Here is a 19,610-nt window from a genome sequence, read left to right as displayed (position 1 = left end):
GACGCAAGTCCATTCCCCCGCAAATCCCGCAGGCTCACTTCAGCGCCGCATCCAACCCCATCCGCCCCATATGCCTCGCCTTCAACGAGCCGAAATACAACCACTGCCCATATTCGCGCACCGTGGTAATCGGCGAATAATTGCCATCGCTCGCGTCCTGCAGATTGGCAATCACCTTGCCGTCCAGATCCAGTCCCAGCACAAACCCACGCTTTTCGACAGGCTTGGGCAAAACCGTCAACGCCCGCACGATCATCTTGCGCACGAACGGGTGCTGCGCGGTGCCGTCGAGTAATGCGTTGCGCGGCGCGTACAACGCTACCCAAAAGCGATTGCTGCCATTGAACGAGAGGTTGTCCGGAAGCCCCGGCAAGTTGTCGATGAACACATCATGGGTACCGGCCTTCGGCCCGCTCAGCCAGTAGCGGCTGATGCGATAAGCACCGGTTTCATTGACCAGCACATAGGCCTCGTCGGGGCCAAGGGTGACGCCGTTGGCGAACTGCAACTTGTCGAGCAAGACGCTGGTCTTGCCGGTTTGAAAGTCGTAGCGCAGCAAACGTCCGTCGGCGCCGTGCTCGATGATTGCCTCACCGTCATGGCCATAGCCCCAGCGGCTCGAGGCATCGCTGAAGTAGGCGTAGTGGCCTGACTTGTCGACCGCCACATCATCGGTAAATCCAAATGGCACGCCGTTGGCCTCGGTGGTCAACGGGATCACGCGGCCCTGTGCATCCAGCGACAGCAAGCCTTTGACCGCATCGGCAATCACCAGCATGCCGTTCGGATGACGGGCCAGGCCCAGTGGACGGCCACCGGTGTCGGCGAGGACCTTGCGCTGCGCGCCGTCGAGGCTGCTGCGGATCAGCCGGCCGTCATGCAATCCGGTAATGAGGAATTCGTCTTCCAGCAGCAGCGCCTCAGGCCCTTCGATGTCGCTCGGCCCGACCTTCGCCACAGCTTTGAGGCGCTGGTTGTCCGCGAAGATGCCGTCTTTCAACGAGGGCGCCGGTGATGGTGTCCATGCTACCGGTTCGACCTTGGTCGGCAGCAACAACAAGAAGGCGATGACCAGAACGATCAACAGGCACAGCAGATAATGTAATTTCACGCGCTGGCCCTCGCCGCGCCGATGTACTGCGCGGTCGTGTCGCGCAGGGCAAGCATGGACGCGGCAGACTCGCGCTCGATGCGCCGCTTGAGCAACAGGCGATTGGCCAGACGCATGAGCAAACCGTCAAAGCGATATTCCAGCGTACGCACGAATCGCGTGCCACCAGCCTCCGCCGAGCACTCGTAAGTCAAACGCAGGGACAGGCCCTGATCACTTTGCGCGCGTGCGCACCAGCGCCGGCCCGGCAGGTATTCAGTGACTTCCCAGCGCAAGTGACCGGCACGTCCGCCGGCATGGATATCCTCTTCGAAACGCGCACCGGCATGGAGTGGACCGTGCGGACCGTCAATCTTCAATGAGGAGGGATGCCAGTCCGGCCAGTGACTGACGCTGGCGGCATAGGCCAGCACAGCGACCGGCTCGCCGGCGATATCGATCTGGTGCTGCATGCGCGTCATGGGCATTTGCGAATTACTCAAAGGGGCGGGTTCCGGCTCGCGGTACAGCGTGCCGAACAGGTAGTCCATCAAGGGCAGAACGATGTTGAAATTGCGCTCCTGCATGCGCTCGCGGCGGTGATGCAGTTCGTGCAGACGGCGCATCTGGCGGATCCACGGCAAACGAGTCAACGGATTCTGCGGCGGCAGATGCTCACAGGCATGGAACACCTCATACAGCAGATAACCGAGCACCATGCACCCGGCGAAAAGCCCGGCGACATTGGCGTTGACCTGCGCGAGCAGCCACCACAGGGGCAGCGTGATCACCAGCGTATGAATGACGATCAGCCAGGCTGGAAACAGGATCACCCGCCAGTCCCGCGCGCTGTCGTAGGTCATGTGCCCGGGGGTGAAAAAACTGTGATGGTCGCCGGCATGCCGCGCGTAGAACATCTTTGCGAAGGCTTTTTTGTGATGGCCCAGATGGCGATGGACCATGTATACGCCGAAGTTGAACAACAACAGGCTCAGCGGCACCGTCAGCCACTCCAGCCAGTTCACTGAATGCACCGTGCGCCAGAACGCAGCGACGGCGAAAATCCCGAACAGCAGCACGAACGCGCCATGCAGCCACGGGTTGTACAAAGGATGAATGGCCGCCCGGTAGCGGCTGCGAAATGCCTCGGTGGTCTGCCTCAACGCGTTTCACCTGCGGGTATTGTTGTTATACCCGGCAGATTAGCCGATCCGCTGACTTGTGCAGGACGAACCTTGCGGCCTTAAGCGCCATGCTCTGGACTGAGGCTGTCCGTCAGCTCAACGGATTCCAGCGCTGCGACCAGTCGTCATCGGTGCGGATCACTTCGCGCAACAGATCGAAGGCCTGTTGCAGCACTGCCGAGTCGCGATCACGGGAATACACCAGATAGGTCGGATAGCCGAATTCCGGCGCTTTGGTGACGGCTTCCAGGGCGCCGGTCTCCAGGTAAGTGCGCACAACCCGAGTGCGGAAATAGCCGCTGCCGCCATGTTCGAGGATGTATTGCAGGGCCAGCGGGCCAAGGTTGAAGCTCAGCGCGGCTTTGGCTTTTTCCGGCAGGGCGGCGTCGTGCTGGCGGCGGAAATCCGGGCCCCAGTCGATGTAGACGTAAGGCTCCGGACGCTCGGGCGCGCGCACCAGAATCAGTTTTTCCTCCAGCACTTGCTCGACCTGCAGACCCGGCCAGTATTCCGGCTGATAAACCAGCGCGGCATCGAGCACACCGAGTTCGAGCTGACGCAGCAGATTTTCGCCATCGCGAATTTCCATGCGCAGTGCGTGGCCGGGGATTTTCTCGCGCAGTTCCGCCGCCCAACTGAGCATCAACGGGTTGCACAGGCTGACCTCGCCACCGATGTGCAGAACGTTGTGATAACCCTCGGGCAGCGGCAAGTCGCGGCGCGCGGCTTCCCAGGTCTGCACCAGTTGATTGGCGTAGATCACGAACGCTTCGCCATTGGCCGTCAACTTCGCCCCGGCGCGATTGCGCACGAACAGCGTACTGCCCAACTGGCTTTCGAGTTTCTGCACCCGCGCGGTGATGGCGGTCTGCGTGACGAACAGCTTCTGCGCAGCGGCGGCGAGACTGCCGTGACGGACGATTTCGAGGAAAGTGCGAGCGAGGTCGATGTCCATGGGGCAGGGCCGGTGTCTGGAGGTGGAGCGCATTGTAAGTCAAAAGGCTCTCTCCCCAACCTGAAAGCAACAACGGATTGAACCGCTGAAAATTGCGTTTGAGTCCTACGGAAACAGGAGCGTTTTGATCAGATTTGGGGATATTTCTGACGACTTTTTCAGGTTGGTCGTCGGACGCCGGGTCTATAGGATCAGTCCTGACATTGAAGTCATCGAGCGCACAGATCGCTCTGGACCCGGACAAAGGATGGACTATGCGAATCCCACTGATTGAAAGCCATACGCCTGCTTACTCGCCTCGCCATTACTGGCGCGACGATCGCGCCAGGTGTCCCTCGGAGGACGTTGCCATGCCGAGCGCCAAAGTGCCCCGGCTCACGGGCTTGAAGAAGCTCGAGGGCAAACCTCTGGAGTTGCTGTTGCGTGGGCAGGATACCGGCGACGATCCGATGCTCATCCTGCGCTGCACAAGCGAAGGATTTGAGCTGCTTGATGTAGTGAACATGATCGCAACCTCCGAGCTGTACCAACAGGGAGAGATGGTCAAACGTATCACCGGCAAATCTGTGAGAACCGTGCGACGCCTGCTCAAGGAAGGCGCGTCGGTGCGCCTGGACACGCCGCAGAGCGTGATCGCCTACCAATATGCCGCTGCGCTGGAACTGGCCATCGAAGTATTCGGGCGTCAGGCCAAGGCCGAATCATGGCTGGAGCAACGCGCTACTTACTTCTACGGTTATGTGCCGCTCGATCTGGTGGGACATGCGCTGGGCTTCAGGATGGTGGAGGAGTATCTGAACCAGATCAAATACGGGGTTTATCAATGAACCCCTTGCCCTGGGATGATCGCTGGTACGCCTGGCGGCTGGATCGCGAGGTGTACAGCGAGACCTGGGACAGCGGCCTTGGATCGAAACGGGACGGCGGCCGCTGGAATACGCCCGGCCGCAGAGTCGTTTATGCGTCGGTCGACCCCTCCACGGCGATACTGGAGGTGGCCGCCCATGGCAGCTTCGATGCGCTTGATCAGGAACCCTATGTGTTGACCTGTTTTGAAATCACCCACGACGCCAGCGTCAGAATCGTGCAACCGGAAGATGTGCCCAATCCGCATTGGCTCACCCCGATCAAAACCTCACCCAACCAGCGAAAGTTCGCCGATGCACTGTTGGCTGAACATCCATTTGTTCTGGTGCCGTCGGTGGCCACCCGACACTCGTGGAATTTGCTGGTGAGTTGCGATCTGGCGGAGGGTCAGTTCAGGATGGTTTCGCAAGAGCGGTTTGGGCTGGACACGCGGTTGTTGCAGGAGGGTTGATCGTATTTGTGTGGGCCTGCGAATCCGACACGACAATTTCCAGGTTCCGGGAGCGATCAAGGGCCGATGAGTCGCTGCCAGCTACATTCGCGGCGGCTCGCATTCTACGTCTGGATTCAGGCTTTCAACCAATATAAAGATCCGGTACATTTCGCGCCCACGCTTACTACAAGGAAGTTAAAGATGGCAAAGCCTGCCGCTCGACTCAGCGATCTTAATGCATGCCCGATCACAGGCCATGGCACCAATCCCGGTAACAGCGGTTCCGGTGATGTAAACATCAATGGAATGCCAGTTTTGCGTGTCGGAGACACCAGCGTGCGGAGACACTGTCACCGAAGGCATCAGCAATATTTTGATCAATGGCAAGCCTATTGCTTTCTTGGGCAGTGCGACGGCCCACGGAGGCATGATAATCACGGGCTCTGGCGACGTTTTTGTCGGCACCCAGGTCGGTTCCGCACCTTTCTCCCCGATTATCACTGTTCCTAAACACAGCGAGCGCTTCCAACTGGTTGATGAGACCACCGGCGGAGCTATTCCCGACATGCTTTATTGCATCGAAACGGGTGACGGTCAGCGTCTCGTAGGCCATACCGACAGTCATGGTAACGCCGCGCGAGTGTTTACGGCCAACCCGACTTCGATAGTTGTGCAGTGGGGTAAGGAAGCCGCCGCCCATCTCGACGCGCTCGGCCTAGATTACTAAGGGAGGTGGCAGCCCCCAAAAAGAATCAAGCTCGAACAAGCGATCAACATACAACGACCCAAGTGAAAGGTACGCTGGCACAGGATTACGTAACGGTTGTGGGTGCGTCTTACATGTCCCTTTATGAAAAGGTTCGTGGCCAGAAGGGCAACAAGATGCGCTTTATCAATCAGGGTATCCGCCAACTCACAAAGTATCCAACCGGCACTCCAAACTTCACGATCCAGCGTGTATTTCTGATTTTCAAAAATGACTATCCGGAGAACTTGCTGACGGCTTTGAAGGACGTTGTCGAAAATCAGCACGGGGCCCAGTACCGAGAGATGGACTCGATATCCGGTCTTGTGGATTTCATCGCAGCTCGGCAACGCCGCGGGCGCGAGATCAAACAGCTCGACTTTTTTTCCCATGGTGTGGTGGGCAGTATCGAGTTGGGCTACGAGCTGGATAAAAACGATAGCTACCGTCTGCGTGATGCACAGGCGAATATGTTCAAACCCGAAGCGTTTGCCTATGGTGCGAAAATTCACTCCTACGCTTGTCGCACAGGTTTGGGTATCGATGCCGACTTCAAGGTCAATGAAACAGAAGATCCTCATTACGAGCGCAGCCTGGCGCAGATTCTTGCTAATGCGACCCGGACCACCGTGTGGGCATTTCCAAGACGCAGCAACTACGACACAACTTATGGTACTGCTGCGGAACGGGGATCTGTGCCGGGCATTCGTGAAAGAGAAGCAGCTGATGGGCGAGCTATGCGGAATTATTTGAGTCGAAAAACCGCTTATGAACGAAAGCTGATCGAACATCGCAAGACCCTCAAAGACCCAACGGCGCAACTACCTGATGAACAGGCGCCGCAGGCGCCAACGCCAACAGTCTCTGAAGAAGAGCGCAATTTGCTGGCGCACGATGACAGCCGAGCATTGTATGAACGGAAGATTGGATTTCCGCTGGATGCCTTAGGCGCACATCGTGACGTTCGATCAGGTGATACACCGGACGGCGTACCCAAACACCTGCTTGCCTATAAACCGCTATGACGCTCCTGAAGCTTATAGGCAAACGTCACGTCTTATGTGTCTTGTTGATTGCTGTCAGCTTTGCAGGACTATTTATTTACGCCAAGGAAGCCCAGATGCCAGCCAAAGTAATGATGTATTACGGCCCGTGGAGTCCGGAAGAAAACCGTTTCGACGCCAGCCGGTGGTTCAGTTCAGGTATGTATCGCCCGCGTCTCATGGGTACTCCGCCTGAAGAGAGCCCAGTGACCATGCTGCGCAATAGGCCTGAAAGTTTGCGACATATTGAGAATGATGTTCTCTTGACAGAAGCGTTATTCGCTGTCGGGCGACAGTTTCCGAGGTTGGACACCGAAGACCTCATTCTGAATACGCCGGACCTGCACCGCCAGATACGGTATGCCTATAGTTCATTTGCCGAGCCTGACAGGCCGGTGGATTCCTATTGGCTTTTCATCACGTTTGCAAACAAGACTGTGGTCGTTACGATCGATTGGGACGTGACAGAAAAGAAACTCTTGCCCCGCTCGATGGCTTCGAATCTGATCGAAAAAAGTGATGAAGAGGCGGCATACCTTCAGGTAAAAAAAGAGCTTGATGGGACGGCTTCAGCCAAGCGTTAACTCACGTTGCCATGTCTTCAATGGTTGAAACGACAAATCCCGCCAATAAGCGGGATTTGTGTTTTACCAAGAAGCTTCTTACGAAGGGAACAGCTCGGACAGTTTCATCGACAGCATCATGTCGCCTTCAACGCGCAGCTTGCCGCCCATGAAGGCCTGCATGCCGTCGGTTTCGCCGCTGACGATGTCTTTCAGGGTCTGGCTGTCCAGCACCAGCGTGCAGTTGGCGTCCGGGTTTTCACCTTCCTGGATGTCGCAGGTGCCGTCTTTGACGATCAGCGCGTATTGCTTGTCTTCGTCGGTGATGTTGAAACCGAAGACCAGGTCCAGACCGGCAGCGGCGGCTGGGTTGAACTTGGCTTGCATTGCTTTTACGGCATCAGCTACGGAGGTCATGGTTCGATCCTTTCTTGGTCATGGGAGCTGGGTGGTTACAGCCAGGGTCACAGTAAGCCGGACTCAGCGAAAAGTGATGAGTTCCGGGGCCTTCAGCAGTTGCAGGTGTGCGTGACTGTTGAAGGAAGCCAGAGCCACCTCGCGACCACGAAACTTCAATTGGTTGAGCGAGGTGTTGACGATTTGCCAGTTCAATTCAAAGGCCTGTCTGGCAGGCATTTGCGTAATCAGGTGGAGCAGGGCAGTGATGGTGCCGCCGGAGGTAAACACGGCGATTTTCTGGTTCTTTTCCGCCAGGTCGAGGATGCGGTGCAGCCCGGCCTGAACCCGTTCGACGAAACCCAGCCAGCTTTCCAGTCCGGGTGTGTCGTAGGTGCCGGCAAGCCAGCGCTCGACGACCAGGGCGAAGATGCGCTGGAATTCACCGCGGTTCTGCGCGGCGTTGCGCAGGATGTCGAGGGCTTCCGGCTCTTCCGGCAGCATGGCCGGGAGTAGAGCGCGGATCACCGCATCGGCATCGAATTCGTTGAAGGCGGAATCGGTTTCGAGGACTGGAACCGGCAGGCCTCTGGCGCTGAATTGCTCCAGTGCACTGGTGGCGGTGTGCTGTTGACGACGCAGGTCACCGGCGAGGCAACGATCGAAGCTGATACCGAGGTGGGCGAGGTGCTGGCCGAGGATTTCTGCCTGACGCACACCGGTCGGCGACAGCACGTCGTAATCGTCTGCACCAAAGGAGGCCTGGCCATGTCGTATCAAGTAGATGCTGCCCACGTCCGCGTCGTCCCGGTACGTTGAAGGTCAGGCGAGGTTATGAGGATGGCGTAAGGCTGTCAATGAAAAAACATACGCTTGTTTGAAATGCCCGTTACAGGCGTGTTGCCAGAGGGTTTCACGGCTGGCCGATGAGCCAGCGCATGGGTATGCTGGAGCCATTCCGCGTGTAATACACCGTCACGCATTGCTTTGAGGAGTCTCTGTGGATTTTTTCACCGAATACGCCAGCTTCCTGGCCAAGACCGTCACGCTGGTGATCGCCATTCTGGTGGTACTTGCCAGTTTTGCTGCATTGCGCAGCAAGGGCCGACGCAAATCGGCGGGCCAGTTGCAGGTCAGCAAGCTCAACGATTTCTACAAGGGCCTGCGTGAACGCCTGGAGCAGACCCTGCTCGACAAGGATCAGCTCAAGGCATTGCGCAAGGGCGAAGCGAAAACAGAAAAAAGCGCGAAGAAACAGAAGAACAAGCCTGAGACCAAATCCCGGGTGTTCGTGCTCGACTTCGACGGCGATATCAAGGCTTCCGCCACGGAAAGCCTGCGCCACGAGATCACCGCGCTGCTGACCCTGGCCACGCCGAAAGACGAAGTGGTTCTGCGTCTGGAAAGTGGCGGCGGAATGGTGCACAGCTACGGTCTGGCGTCGTCGCAGCTGGCTCGAATCCGTGATGCGGGCGTGCCACTGACCGTGTGCATCGACAAGGTCGCGGCCAGCGGCGGTTACATGATGGCGTGCATCGGCGACAAGATCATCAGCGCTCCGTTCGCCATCCTCGGTTCGATCGGCGTGGTCGCGCAATTGCCCAACGTCAATCGCCTTTTGAAGAAGCACGATATCGATTTCGAAGTGCTCACCGCCGGTGAGTACAAGCGCACCCTGACCGTGTTTGGTGAAAACACCGAAAAGGGTCGCGAGAAGTTTCAGGAAGACCTCGACATTACCCATCGCTTGTTCAAAAACTTCGTCGCCCGTTATCGCCCGCAACTGGCGATCGATGAGGTGGCTACCGGTGAGGTGTGGCTCGGTATCGCTGCGCTGGAAAACCAACTGGTGGACGAACTGAAGACCAGCGATGAATACCTGGCACAGAAGGCCAAACAGGCCGAGGTGTATCACCTGCACTATGCCGAGCGCAAAAGCCTGCAGGAACGCATCGGCATGGCTGCCAGTGGCTCGGTGGACCGCGTGCTGTTGAGCTGGTGGAGCCGTCTTACCCAGCAACGCTTCTGGTAAACCGCAGGCATAAAAAAACGCCGGTCACATGACCGGCGTTTTTGTGTCTGCGACAAACGTCCGACGCTTAGCGGCGACGGAACAGCGGCAGTGGTTCGTCAGCGGCAGCCTGGTAAGTCACCGAGAAGTCCTTGAGGCCTTCCAGTGCTTCGTACGGGTCTTTATCCGCGCGAATGGCAAAGGCGTCGAAACCGCAGCGATGCATGTAGAACAATTGGTCCCGTAGTACATCGCCAATCGCACGCAGCTCGCCTTTGAAACCATAACGGTCACGCAGCAGACGGGCATTGGAGTAGTTACGGCCGTCGGTAAACGCCGGGAAGTTCAAGGCGATCACCTGAAACTTGGCGACGTCCTCACCGATTTCCTCGGCCTCTTCATCAGCATCCAGCCACACACCCAGGCCACCGTCGCGGGCCAGGAGCATGCGGCTGTGTTCGCGCCACAGCTGCAGCGGCACGATCAGATCGTCGCAGTTGCTGATTTCATCGATGTTGAAATCCTTTGGCAACAGGTGCCAGGTTTCGTCGACGACTTCGTTGTTCTTAATGATTCGCTGCATAGACGCGTTCCTTGAAGAGGTCGATGCCAATACGCTGATAAGTGTCGATGAAGCGCTCGTCTTCGGTGCGTTGTTCAACGTACACGTCGATCAGCTTCGAGATCACGTCAGGCATGGCTTCCTGTGCGAAGGACGGGCCGAGGATCTTGCCCAGGCTCGCATCACGGCTGGCGCTGCCGCCGAGGGAGACCTGATAGAACTCTTCGCCTTTCTTGTCCACGCCGAGAATACCGATGTGGCCGACGTGGTGATGACCGCAGGCGTTCATGCAACCGGAGATGTTCAGGTCCAGCTCGCCGATGTCGAACAGGTAGTCCAGATCATCGAAGCGACGCTGGATCGATTCGGCAATCGGGATCGACTTGGCGTTGGCCAGCGAGCAGAAGTCACCGCCTGGGCAGCAGATGATGTCGGTCAGCAGGCCGATGTTCGGCGTGGCAAAACCGCCTTCACGCAACTCGCCCCACAGGGTGAACAACTGGCTCTGCTCGACGTCGGCAAGAATGATGTTCTGCTCGTGGGAAGTGCGCAGTTGCCCGAAACTGTAGCGCTCGGCCAGATCGGCGACGGCGTCGAGTTGCTTGTCGGTGATGTCGCCAGGGGCAACGCCGGTCGGCTTCAACGACAGCGTCACAGCCACATAGCCGGGTTTCTTGTGCGCCAGGGTGTTGCGGCTGCGCCAGCGGGCGAAACCCGGATGCTCTTGGTCCAGATCGGCCAGTTGCGCAGTCTGGTTGTCGAGGGTTTTGTAGTCCGGGTCGACGAAATGCTTGGCGACGCGATGCAGCTCGGCTTCGGTCAGCGTGGTCTGGCCACCGCGCAGGTGCTCCATTTCCGCATCGACTTTCTGCGCGAACACTTCAGGCGTGAGCGCCTTGACGAGGATCTTGATCCGCGCCTTGTATTTGTTGTCGCGACGGCCGTAGCGGTTGTACACACGCAGGATGGCGTCGAGATAGCTCAGCAGGTCTTGCCAAGGCAGGAATTCATTGATGAATGCGCCCACCACCGGCGTACGCCCGAGGCCGCCGCCAACCAGCACGCGGAAACCCAGCTCGCCAGCAGCGTTGTAGACAGGTTCCAGGCCGATGTCGTGGACTTCAATGGCAGCACGGTCGCTGGTCGAGCCGTTGACGGCGATCTTGAATTTGCGCGGCAGGTAGGCGAATTCCGGGTGGAACGTGGTCCACTGGCGGACGATCTCGCACCATGGACGCGGGTCGATCACTTCGTCGGCAGCGACACCGGCGAACTGGTCGGTGGTGACGTTGCGCAGGCAGTTGCCGCTGGTCTGGATCGCGTGCATCTGCACGGTCGCGAGTTCAGCGAGGATGTCCGGGATGTCTTCCACCGCAGGCCAGTTGAACTGCACGTTCTGCCGCGTACTGATGTGGGCATAGCCCTTGTCGTAGTCGCGGGCGATTTTGGCCATCATGCGCACCTGGCGCGAAGTGAGCTGGCCGTAAGGCACCGCCACGCGCAACATCGGCGCGAAACGCTGGATGTACAGGCCATTTTGCAGGCGCAGGGGGCGGAATTCTTCTTCGCTCAGCTCACCTGCCAGATAGCGTCGGGTCTGATCACGGAACTGCTTGACGCGGTCCTCGATGATCCGCTGATCGTACTCGTCGTATACGTACATATAAGTCCTGTTCTCAGGCTTGGGCTACTCGGAAAACGCTGCGTTTTCGCTTGCTGGAGTCCGATGTTGCCTCTGCAATTCTGCGCGCACGGCCGCGCACTCCGTCACGGAGCCGGGGCAATATACCCGTTTGCAGTTATGCGCAAAAGTGATGTTTGAGTATATGTAAAGAACCAAATCGCCTAACGCGAATGCCGGTCATCTAATCCACATTTGTCGTGCGGACAATCATCGTCTTAACTGTGATCGAGTCTTTGTGCAATCACCGATAAAACCGACAAGAGGCGATGCAATGAGCAACCCGACCAAAGCCAGGAAAAGCGACAGTAGCGTCGATGCGTGGGCCATTTTGTTCCTGATCATTCTCGTTGTAGGAACAGCGGTCTTCTGGGTCAGCCATCAGTAAATCAGCGTTCCGGGCCTTTCTTCCAGGGCCCGGATAGCTCGAGTCGGTGCCCGGCCTGGCGCCATCACACCCCGGCCAGATACAACACCAGTTTGACGATGGCAAACAGCGTCAGGCCAAACACGGCTGTAAACAAAACGCCGAGAATCACGAAGTGGCTGGGTTTGCCGTGGGTAAAGTCCCTTTCCCGGTTCTTGCCGCTTTGCACGCCGAACGCCGCTGCCATGACGCTGTGCAGCATCTGCCAGAAACTCGGCGGTTTGTTGTCGACTGGATCGTCCATAAATCCCTCTGCGAAAAATCGTCCCCCGAAGCATAGTCAATCGCTGTGGTCACGGATGCCGCGTTACAACTTTTGCGCACGGGATATAGCCATGTACCGCCGGACAGCGCGGCGTCAGTGATGTGCTGTCGCTCCATTTACAGGAGCGATGTATGTCCACCGATTCACACGTTTCGACCGTAACCGAGCGCCCCCTCAAACCTGCGGCGTCCGAGAGCCTTCACGCACCCTGGCTCGAGTCCGTGATGCCGCATTGGCTGATTCAGGCGCCGGTGCACAGGAAAACCGAGCTCAAGCAGGCGCAGACAGTGTTCCCACGCTGGTACACGCAGGCGACGCCGGCCCAGCGTCAGGTGGTCAATACCAGCTACAGGATGAGTTTTATTGCTCAGACGAGGCTGGACCGCTCCATGTCCACCTTCAAAGACATCGAAACCTTCGCCCGGCCGCTCCTGGCGCAGGCGCTGGAACACCGCTATCAGGTCGCCGTGGATCTGGATAACACGCTGTTGTGCCTCAGGCGGCCAATACGCGCTGGCATTCTCGGCGAGGAAATCGGTTCATTCGAGGCATTGACGCTGCCGATGCTCCAGGCCGCTTTGCACAACTTCGAAAGTGATGAGTGTGCTTACGGCGCCTTTCACAGCAGCTCTGGCTTCGCAACCGCAACCGCCGTAAAAGGTGCCCTCAAGGCTGTTCCGGTGAATGTGTCGGTCAGGAACTACCTGAACCTGTGCCGCGAACTGGATATCGGTGCCCGGTACCAGGCTTATCTGACATGGTTTTTCCATCCGGTCGATCCGGCCGCGGAAGCCAAGTTGCGCCGGCACTTCATCGCCAGTCAGAAAACGGCCATGCGCGCGGCAGCCGAACGCGCACTGTTGACCAAGGATATTCAACCTGAAGATCACGCGATGATCCTCGCGGTGATCAACGGCGAAAGGCACCCGCGAATCGGCGACAAGCAGGTGTGGTTTCAAGACCTGGGCTTGATGCGGCACCGGCTGGTCGGATGTGTAGTGTTCAAGATCGCGCAAAAGTATGGCCCGGTGGACGCGGTAATTCTGTACGTCCCCAACGATCCGGAACACCCGCTAAAGCGCTATACCGGCACGCAAATGCAGGACACCTTCAAGCGCCTGCTGAGTGCTCGCGATGCGCAACAGGCGGACAGCACGGCCCCTACGTCCTATCAACGATTCTTCAGTCAGTTCTTCCCATATGAGAAGCGTGCGTATTACTTCAGCCAATTCGTAAAGTCTGCAGACGGCGCATCGGATTGGCTGTCGTCACCGTGGCGCAAAATTCTGCAGACAACGTTGATTTTTGTAGAGATCTGGAAGACATCACCGAAATATCAAAAAATGATCCCGGATACCGATCCTTACGTGGCAGTTTCGTTGATGCCACACCTTCAGGTATATCCGTGGGCGAGGAATAGCGACCTCTGGGCGTACTTGTACGAAAAACATCGTGACAAGGTCATCAACGACGCTAGTGGTCACGCGGTACCTACCGCCGACGTCGACGCCAAGGCGCGCGATGCCAAGCTGTCCGGGCTGCTGCAATTTGGTCTGCTGGCGCTGAACATGGCGTCCATGTTCGTTCCGGTACTGGGCGAAATCATGCTGGTTGTCATGACGGCCCAGTTGCTCTACGAAACTGTCGAAGGCGTGATCGAGTGGAGCGAGGGGGACAAACACGCCGCCAGGGCGCATCTTGTCGACGTTGCTGAAAACCTTGCGCAGATCGGCGCGATGGCCGCCGCAGGAGCAACATTCAATCGGGTGACAGCCGTTAAACCGGAGCCGGTGATCGAAGATCTGCACCCGGTGACGCTGCCTGATGGCAAGAGGCGCCTGTGGCGGCCGACCTTGCGCGGCTATGAACAAGCGCTCAGCCCCGGCAAGTTGTCGCGGCCCGACGCGGCGGGGCAGTACCGCGTCGCCGGCACAACCTGGATGCGCCAGGGCGGCAGGCTCTATGAGCAGACGTTTGACCGCTCCAGCGGGCACTGGCGGTTGAAACATCCCACCGACTCTCTGGCTTACCAACCGTTGCTCAGCCATAACGGCCACGGTGCCTGGCGCCTGAGCCTGGAACAGCCCATGGCGTGGGATCGCTTGACCCTGCTGCGACGCATCGGGCACCTCACCGATGGTTACTCCGATGACACCTTGCTGGCGCTGGCCGATATCAGCGGTATCAGCGATGGCGCCCTGCGCAAGATGCATCTGAATCAGTTGCCCCCGCCCCCTGAACTGCGAGACGCCATGCGCCTGTTCGATGCCGATGCACAGGCGAGGCAAATGGTCGAGCAATTGCGCGGAGCCAGGCCCATCGACGAGCACTACCTGTATGCAGTCCCGCTGGTCACCGAGATGCCCCGTTGGCCTGCCGATCGGGTTCTGGAGATGACAGCTGATCCGCACGGAGCAGGGCCGTCCATCCGCTATGGTGCGCAGAATACGCTGCCCGGTTTGGGCCACAAGCCCGCTATCCGCCTGACACGTACGCAAGTGTTGAACGGGGAAATGCCGGCGCGGATTCTGGCTGCGTTGGAAGAGCAGGAAATCAACCATCTGCTGGGACGCACGGCTGCCCAATTTCGCCCGGCACGGCCCGATGAGTTCGGCAAACAACTCGCCGAGTACGCCTATACGCGTCAACCGGCGATTTTTGACAGTCTTTATCGCGGTACCGAATCGTCGAGTGCGCCCGTGCGCCTGTTGCAGCGTGAATGTCCCGGTCTCAGCGACGTGGCGGCCCAGGATGTGATCGAGCATGCTTCGACGCACGAGCTGGCCCGAATGGATGCGACCGGGCGTTCCCCTTTGAGAATGCTGGAAGAGGCTCGCTGGCATGTCCGCCATGGCCGTCAAGCCCGCGCATTTGCCGGTTTGCACAGCGAAAACCTGGCGTCGGCGGACAGTCGGCGACTGGCTTTGCACGCGCTGGAACAATTGTCTGGCTGGCCGCACTCGCTACGTCTGGAAATTCGCGAGGGGAGCGTGACTGGCACCTTGCTCGACAGCATCGGCGAGCCGATGGCGCCGGTTAGACGCTATCTGGTGAAAAACGGACCTTTCTATCAAGCGTTCAATGACCACGCCCAGGCATTGAACAGAGTCTCGAGGGTCCAGGACAGCTTTTACAGTTCGCTCATGCACGCGTTGCCTGAGGACACGCGTTCATCAATCGGATTGTCTGTCGGCAACGCCCATGGTGAGCTGCAACAGAAAATCATCGAATCGGCCCACCGTCATCGAGCCGAAGCTGCGCGATTGCTGTCGCCAGCTGCAAAGTGGTTCAAACCGCCGGTACGCGTGGGCGCGCGACTGCTGGGTTATTACGCCAGTGGCCGTGGTACAGGCCTCAATCCGTCCCTCGAATCACGCATTGCGCATCTATACCCCGAGTCGCGCCAGGCACGGGCATTTCTCGCCCGGCAACACGGCCAGAGTGAAACGCAGATTCAGCTCGAACTGGAATCTCGCCGCCAGGATTGGGACGCGTTGAACGTTGCACTTGAGCGATGGCAGGCAGCGCCGAGTGATAGCCGCACTGCAACGCACAGGGCGCAACTGGCACAGACACTGCGAGAGACATGGCGTAATGGTCCGCTGGACGGGCAGGCGGCGGAGGCGGCCCGCCTGACAATCCATTGCGACACGCCATTGCCCGAGCTGAGTACAGGCTTTCCCCACGTGCGTGAACTGGCCATCACCGGCATCGGCATAACCGACGCCAATGCGGACGGGTTTCTGGCGGCGTTCCCGAATGTCACCGATTTATGGCTCGGTGAATTGAGGCGCTATGGCCAGACACCTGTCACCCGACCGCTTACCACATTGCCAGAGGCCGTTGAGCGGCTGCCCGGGCTGAGACGTCTGCGTTTCTCTACCGATGCGCCATTGCTCGCGGAAAGCTTTGCGCGAAGGCTTGGTGGACTGACTTCGCTGGAGGAACTGCGCATCGACTATCACGGATTCGATTCGACCACCTTGCATGGTCTTGACCTGCAATCGCTGACACGACTGCGCAGATTACGCATCGATGCGCCCCACGCGTTATGGCGGTGGCCAGCATACGTTGAACGACTTGAGCAGCTCAGACGCCTCGACCTCACGCACACCTTGATTGAAACCTTGCCCGACTCGCTCTACAGCGGCCATGACAGACTCTGGGCCGGTCTATCGCTGGATTGGTCACGTGTCACCCCAGCGACGTTCCGTCGCGCCTATGAGTTTGTCAACCGCCACTCCGGCCCGCGCGGCCGCCTGCTCGATGTGCATCAGATGGTCGGTGAATATTGCCGCGCCGAACTCGATAGCATGGCCGTCGCGCCGGATAGCGCCGACCCTTTGCCGCAGGCATTCAATGCGGCCTGGTCAACACCGTCGGCGAGGGTAGCGGCGATCGAGCAACTTCGGGCCGAACATGAGGCCATCTTCGCCGCGTTTTATCCGCCATCCCCGCGCCAGGGATCACGCTATGCAGCGCCCGCGCGGCGCTGGTCGACAGGGGGCAGCGCGGACCTGTTACATACGCTGAAAAGCAGCTGGTACGGTGCGATTCGTCAGCGCTATGGCCTGGCAGCCGACGTTGAGCGCTTTAGCTTCGTCGAGCTGCCCGGCGCCACCACCCGTGTCGAGCTTCCTTCGTTGCCGGCCGGCAGTTTCGCCCATGTGCGCACGCTGCGTCTGGGAGGGCTGAACGTGCCCTCCGGCCAGGCGCGGGATTTTATTCGCGCCTTCAGTCATATCGAAACGCTTGAACTGGGGGGATGTACGTTCACCGAGCTACCTTTTGCAGCGCAGGCGTTGCCCGCGCTGCGTCGGCTCGACGTGTCCGGTAACAGAATCACGGTGACTGCAATGGTCCAGCGCCAACTCAATGCGCTGCCACAACTGGTACGACTGAACCTGAGTCATAACCCGCTGGGGCGACTCGATGCCACGGCTTTGAGCGGGCTCGAGGCCTTGAATCTGAGATCGACGGATTTGCTGGCCTGGCCCACCGGGGCGGAAACTCTGCCACGGCTGTCATGGCTCGATTTACGAGACAACCGGATCGCGTCCCTGTCGCCGCAAGCGGTGGCGCATCCTGACGCATTGATGAGGACGAATCTGTCGGGCAACGCCTTCAGTGCCGACGGTGAAGCAGCCTTTCACGCGGCGCTGCAGCGCATCGAGCAGCAGCGGGGGTTGGGCCAGGGCACGTTGTCTCGCTTCGCCGCAGAGCCGGTGCCTGAGCATTTTCCGCCGTTGGAAACCGGCGGTTCGTTCAGTGATCTGCTCCTGCCACTCCCGCAGCCGGCGCCTGTCAGTTCAGGCGCTTCGGGGCATTTGCAGCGGTTGGCGGTGATCCTCAATCGCGAACGGGCGCAACGCAGTCTGCTGGTGCTGCGAACACGGGCCTTGAATGACGCTCAGATCGATGCGCAGATCAGCCAATGGCATTTGAGTTGCGAGGCGCTGACCCGTCAGTTGAACGATTGGCTCTATACCAGGGAAGTACGAACGAACACTGTCCTGGTCAGTGCGCAAGTGCGTTCGCTGGTGGCCCGGCGAATCAGCGAGACGTGGCGCGACACCCTGACCCGACACCCCGGCGGAGACGGTCTGGAGCTCGAATTGGCAGGATTGCAGACCGGAGAACTGCCGGCGCTTGTGGTGCAGTTTCCGGGCGTGACGACGCTCGATCTGAGCGGTGCAGGGATCACGGCGCGGGGGAGCGCGGGTTTTCTCGACGGTTTTCCCGACCTCGAGACCTTGTATCTGAGTGGTAACGAACTGGGCTCGGTGCCCGCGCCGGTGCTGCACATGCGTCATCTCACGCGCCTGGACATGCAGTATTGCAGCTTGCGCAGTGCGACGAGTGTTTACCCTTTGCTGGGCAACTCGCGGCTGCGCACGCTGGATTTGAGTTACAACGAACTTCGTGTTTTCAATCCGCCCGATTATGGCGTGATCGAGTCTCTGGATCTGCGCTACAACCAACTGAGCGAATGGCCTGACGGAGTGTTGCGGGCGCCCGGGTTGCAGGCCCTGAACCTCAGCGGTAACGCAATCGCGGAAATCCCCGCGGCGCTTTTCGATGGCGATCATTCGGGTCTGATCGCAGGCACGGATCTGTCAGAAAATCGCAGTTTGTCGCTTTCTGCATTGCAAGACCTCAGGCGTTACAGCCGCGAGCGCGCCATACCGCATGCGCTGGGTATGACGCGCGCGCAGGTTGAGACGATGATCAACCGTCAGGTGTTCGGTGATCTGTTCGGGATTCCTGAAGACGGTGCTCCAACCGATAACGCTGGCGGCGTTGTCGACGATCCTCATGCGCAGGTATTTCCTGCCGAGAAAGTTTTTGACCCAGCCAACGATGTCGCGCCACGCTCACGCGATCCGTGGCTTGTGGACAGCGATCCGCAGTGGGTTGCGCGCAGAACCGAGCTCTGGGCGCAATTGGCGCAAGAGCCGAATCACGAGCGGTTTTTCCAGTTGCTGCGCTTGTTGCTCGATACGCAGGACTACAGGCTGTTGCGAGGCGATCTGACGCAAAGAGTCTGGCGTGTCATGGAGGCCGCTGAGGAAAATACCGAACTGCGGCAACTGTTGTTTCAGGGCGCCGAGACCCACGGCACCTGTCCGGACGGGCGGATTCTGACATTCAGTGATTTGGAAGTGCGGGTCGCGGTCTATCACCAGTTGCGTGACATACCGTTGAATCGAATGGCGTCCAGAGGTCGGGCGCTGCTGCGTCTGTCGCGGCAACTGTTTCGCCTGGATCGCGTCGAGACGCTGGCTGAAGCTGCCGGTCTGGGTATGGATCGTGCTGAAGTGCGCCTTAAATATCGTATCGGTTTGACGGGCGGCTGGGGCGACGGTGTCGATTTACCGGGCCAGCCCGCGTCGATGATTTATGACGTTCCGCTGAGTGAGGAACTGCTGGAGTACACCCGCGCCTCGATTCTTGAGGCAGAGGGCACCGATGCGCTGTCCGTAAGCATGGCAGAGCGCGACTACTGGATCTCTTACCTGCAAGATCTTCACCCACAAGAGATGGCCGCGCTGGACGTTGCGGTTGACGAGCGACGCCAGCAACTGTGGGACCAGCTCAATCAGCGTCTCGCCCGCAATGAACTGAGTTCCGAGGAATACGACCTTGAGCTGAACAGGTTGGGCAAGGCCATGGACGTGCTGCGCACACAGAAACGCGCCGAGCTGACACGCCGGGTGATCAGCGAGCTGAACAGCTTCGCCGCGGAATCTGAACAACCCGGCCGCCTGCCACCAACATCCGGTTCCTGAGGGCACCTTGCTGAGGCGGTCCGAGGCAGGCCAAGTCACATCCGCTTACCACTGCTGGTTGCGCAATACCCGGATAACGCAGAAGCGATAACGCGACAT

The 19,610-nt window shown here is 58.9% G+C and carries 15 protein-coding genes; 7 read left to right on the top strand and 8 right to left on the bottom strand.

Annotated features, from left to right (window positions below):
* Positions 1–34: 34 nt before the first annotated feature.
* From JWU58_RS15225 to JWU58_RS15215, 3 genes are all read right to left on the bottom strand, one after another.
* On the bottom strand, positions 35–1,111 hold the full coding sequence (locus JWU58_RS15225; protein ID WP_206420448.1) for an SMP-30/gluconolactonase/LRE family protein: 1,077 nt from the start codon (positions 1,109–1,111) through the stop codon (positions 35–37).
* Positions 1,108–2,253, bottom strand: a complete 1,146-nt coding sequence (locus JWU58_RS15220) for a sterol desaturase/SRPBCC family protein (RefSeq protein WP_206420447.1) — start codon at positions 2,251–2,253, stop codon at positions 1,108–1,110. Before JWU58_RS15220 ends, JWU58_RS15225 begins: the two co-directional genes overlap by 4 nt.
* A gap of 112 nt (positions 2,254–2,365) precedes the next feature.
* Positions 2,366–3,229, bottom strand: a complete 864-nt coding sequence (locus JWU58_RS15215) for a LysR family transcriptional regulator (protein WP_024012724.1) — start codon at positions 3,227–3,229, stop codon at positions 2,366–2,368.
* A gap of 254 nt (positions 3,230–3,483) precedes the next feature.
* Here JWU58_RS15215 and JWU58_RS15210 point away from each other — a divergent pair, with 254 nt between their 5' ends.
* The 5 genes from JWU58_RS15210 to JWU58_RS15190 all read left to right on the top strand — a co-directional run bounded on the left by JWU58_RS15210 (position 3,484) and on the right by JWU58_RS15190 (position 6,901).
* Positions 3,484–4,056: an antitoxin Xre/MbcA/ParS toxin-binding domain-containing protein gene (locus JWU58_RS15210; protein WP_016774475.1), complete on the top strand. Its 573-nt coding sequence runs from the start codon at positions 3,484–3,486 to the stop codon at positions 4,054–4,056.
* On the top strand, positions 4,053–4,547 hold the full coding sequence (locus JWU58_RS15205; protein ID WP_016774476.1) for an RES family NAD+ phosphorylase: 495 nt from the start codon (positions 4,053–4,055) through the stop codon (positions 4,545–4,547). The genes JWU58_RS15210 and JWU58_RS15205 overlap by 4 nt, the downstream gene beginning before the upstream one ends.
* A 283-nt stretch (positions 4,548–4,830) precedes the next feature.
* A complete protein-coding gene (locus JWU58_RS15200; protein ID WP_223631558.1) occupies positions 4,831–5,256 on the top strand; it encodes a PAAR domain-containing protein in 426 nt (141 codons plus the stop codon).
* Between the two features lie 113 nt (positions 5,257–5,369).
* Positions 5,370–6,299 (top strand): hypothetical protein, encoded by a 930-nt coding sequence (locus JWU58_RS15195; protein ID WP_206420446.1) that lies wholly within the window; start codon positions 5,370–5,372, stop codon positions 6,297–6,299.
* 95 nt (positions 6,300–6,394) lie between these two features.
* Positions 6,395–6,901: a hypothetical protein gene (locus JWU58_RS15190; protein WP_125927468.1), complete on the top strand. Its 507-nt coding sequence runs from the start codon at positions 6,395–6,397 to the stop codon at positions 6,899–6,901.
* A gap of 78 nt (positions 6,902–6,979) precedes the next feature.
* On the opposite strand, the gene JWU58_RS15185 is transcribed toward JWU58_RS15190, so the two are convergent.
* Complete coding sequence (locus tag JWU58_RS15185; RefSeq protein WP_016774477.1) at positions 6,980–7,297, bottom strand: SCP2 sterol-binding domain-containing protein; 318 nt, start codon at positions 7,295–7,297, stop codon at positions 6,980–6,982.
* A 63-nt stretch (positions 7,298–7,360) separates the two neighbouring features.
* Complete coding sequence (locus JWU58_RS15180) at positions 7,361–8,071, bottom strand: histidine phosphatase family protein (protein WP_125927469.1); 711 nt, start codon at positions 8,069–8,071, stop codon at positions 7,361–7,363.
* Positions 8,072–8,276: 205 nt separating this feature from the next.
* Between JWU58_RS15180 and sohB the strand changes: the two genes are divergently transcribed.
* A complete protein-coding gene (gene sohB / locus JWU58_RS15175; RefSeq protein WP_016774479.1) occupies positions 8,277–9,308 on the top strand; it encodes a protease SohB in 1,032 nt (343 codons plus the stop codon).
* Positions 9,309–9,375: 67 nt separating this feature from the next.
* On the opposite strand, the gene JWU58_RS15170 is transcribed toward sohB, so the two are convergent.
* From JWU58_RS15170 to JWU58_RS15160, 3 genes are all read right to left on the bottom strand, one after another.
* Entirely contained in the window at positions 9,376–9,870 is a 495-nt protein-coding gene (locus JWU58_RS15170; RefSeq protein ID WP_016774480.1) for a DUF934 domain-containing protein, read from the bottom strand.
* Positions 9,854–11,512 carry a nitrite/sulfite reductase gene (locus JWU58_RS15165; RefSeq protein WP_024012729.1) on the bottom strand — a complete coding sequence of 553 codons (1,659 nt, stop codon included), beginning with the start codon at positions 11,510–11,512 and terminating at the stop codon, positions 9,854–9,856. The genes JWU58_RS15170 and JWU58_RS15165 overlap by 17 nt, the downstream gene beginning before the upstream one ends.
* A gap of 470 nt (positions 11,513–11,982) precedes the next feature.
* Positions 11,983–12,201, bottom strand: a complete 219-nt coding sequence (locus JWU58_RS15160) for a DUF2970 domain-containing protein (protein ID WP_016774481.1) — start codon at positions 12,199–12,201, stop codon at positions 11,983–11,985.
* Between the two features lie 152 nt (positions 12,202–12,353).
* On the opposite strand from JWU58_RS15160, the gene JWU58_RS15155 reads away from it, so the two are divergent.
* Positions 12,354–19,511: an NEL-type E3 ubiquitin ligase domain-containing protein gene (locus JWU58_RS15155; protein ID WP_206420445.1), complete on the top strand. Its 7,158-nt coding sequence runs from the start codon at positions 12,354–12,356 to the stop codon at positions 19,509–19,511.
* The last annotated feature ends 99 nt before the right edge of the window (positions 19,512–19,610 follow it).

The sequence above is a fragment of the Pseudomonas atacamensis genome, from assembly GCF_017167965.1.
Classification (GTDB): Bacteria; Pseudomonadota; Gammaproteobacteria; order Pseudomonadales; family Pseudomonadaceae; genus Aquipseudomonas; species Aquipseudomonas atacamensis.
The sequence above is the reverse complement of the archived record's forward strand: the minus strand, read 5'-3'. Positions and strand labels throughout refer to the sequence as shown.

What these genes read in the sequence shown, in the direction of transcription:
- JWU58_RS15210 (WP_016774475.1), top strand. Translation starts at nt 3,484, where the DNA reads ATGCGAATCCCACTGATTGAAAGCCATACGCCTGCTTACTCGCCTCGC.
- JWU58_RS15160 (WP_016774481.1), bottom strand. Translation starts at nt 12,201, where the DNA reads ATGGACGATCCAGTCGACAACAAACCGCCGAGTTTCTGGCAGATGCTG.
- JWU58_RS15185 (WP_016774477.1), bottom strand. Translation starts at nt 7,297, where the DNA reads ATGACCTCCGTAGCTGATGCCGTAAAAGCAATGCAAGCCAAGTTCAAC.
- JWU58_RS15195 (WP_206420446.1), top strand. Translation starts at nt 5,370, where the DNA reads ATGTCCCTTTATGAAAAGGTTCGTGGCCAGAAGGGCAACAAGATGCGC.
- JWU58_RS15200 (WP_223631558.1), top strand. Translation starts at nt 4,831, where the DNA reads ATGGAATGCCAGTTTTGCGTGTCGGAGACACCAGCGTGCGGAGACACT.
- JWU58_RS15170 (WP_016774480.1), bottom strand. Translation starts at nt 9,870, where the DNA reads ATGCAGCGAATCATTAAGAACAACGAAGTCGTCGACGAAACCTGGCAC.
- JWU58_RS15215 (WP_024012724.1), bottom strand. Translation starts at nt 3,229, where the DNA reads ATGGACATCGACCTCGCTCGCACTTTCCTCGAAATCGTCCGTCACGGC.
- JWU58_RS15165 (WP_024012729.1), bottom strand. Translation starts at nt 11,512, where the DNA reads ATGTACGTATACGACGAGTACGATCAGCGGATCATCGAGGACCGCGTC.
- JWU58_RS15155 (WP_206420445.1), top strand. Translation starts at nt 12,354, where the DNA reads ATGTCCACCGATTCACACGTTTCGACCGTAACCGAGCGCCCCCTCAAA.
- JWU58_RS15190 (WP_125927468.1), top strand. Translation starts at nt 6,395, where the DNA reads ATGCCAGCCAAAGTAATGATGTATTACGGCCCGTGGAGTCCGGAAGAA.
- JWU58_RS15205 (WP_016774476.1), top strand. Translation starts at nt 4,053, where the DNA reads ATGAACCCCTTGCCCTGGGATGATCGCTGGTACGCCTGGCGGCTGGAT.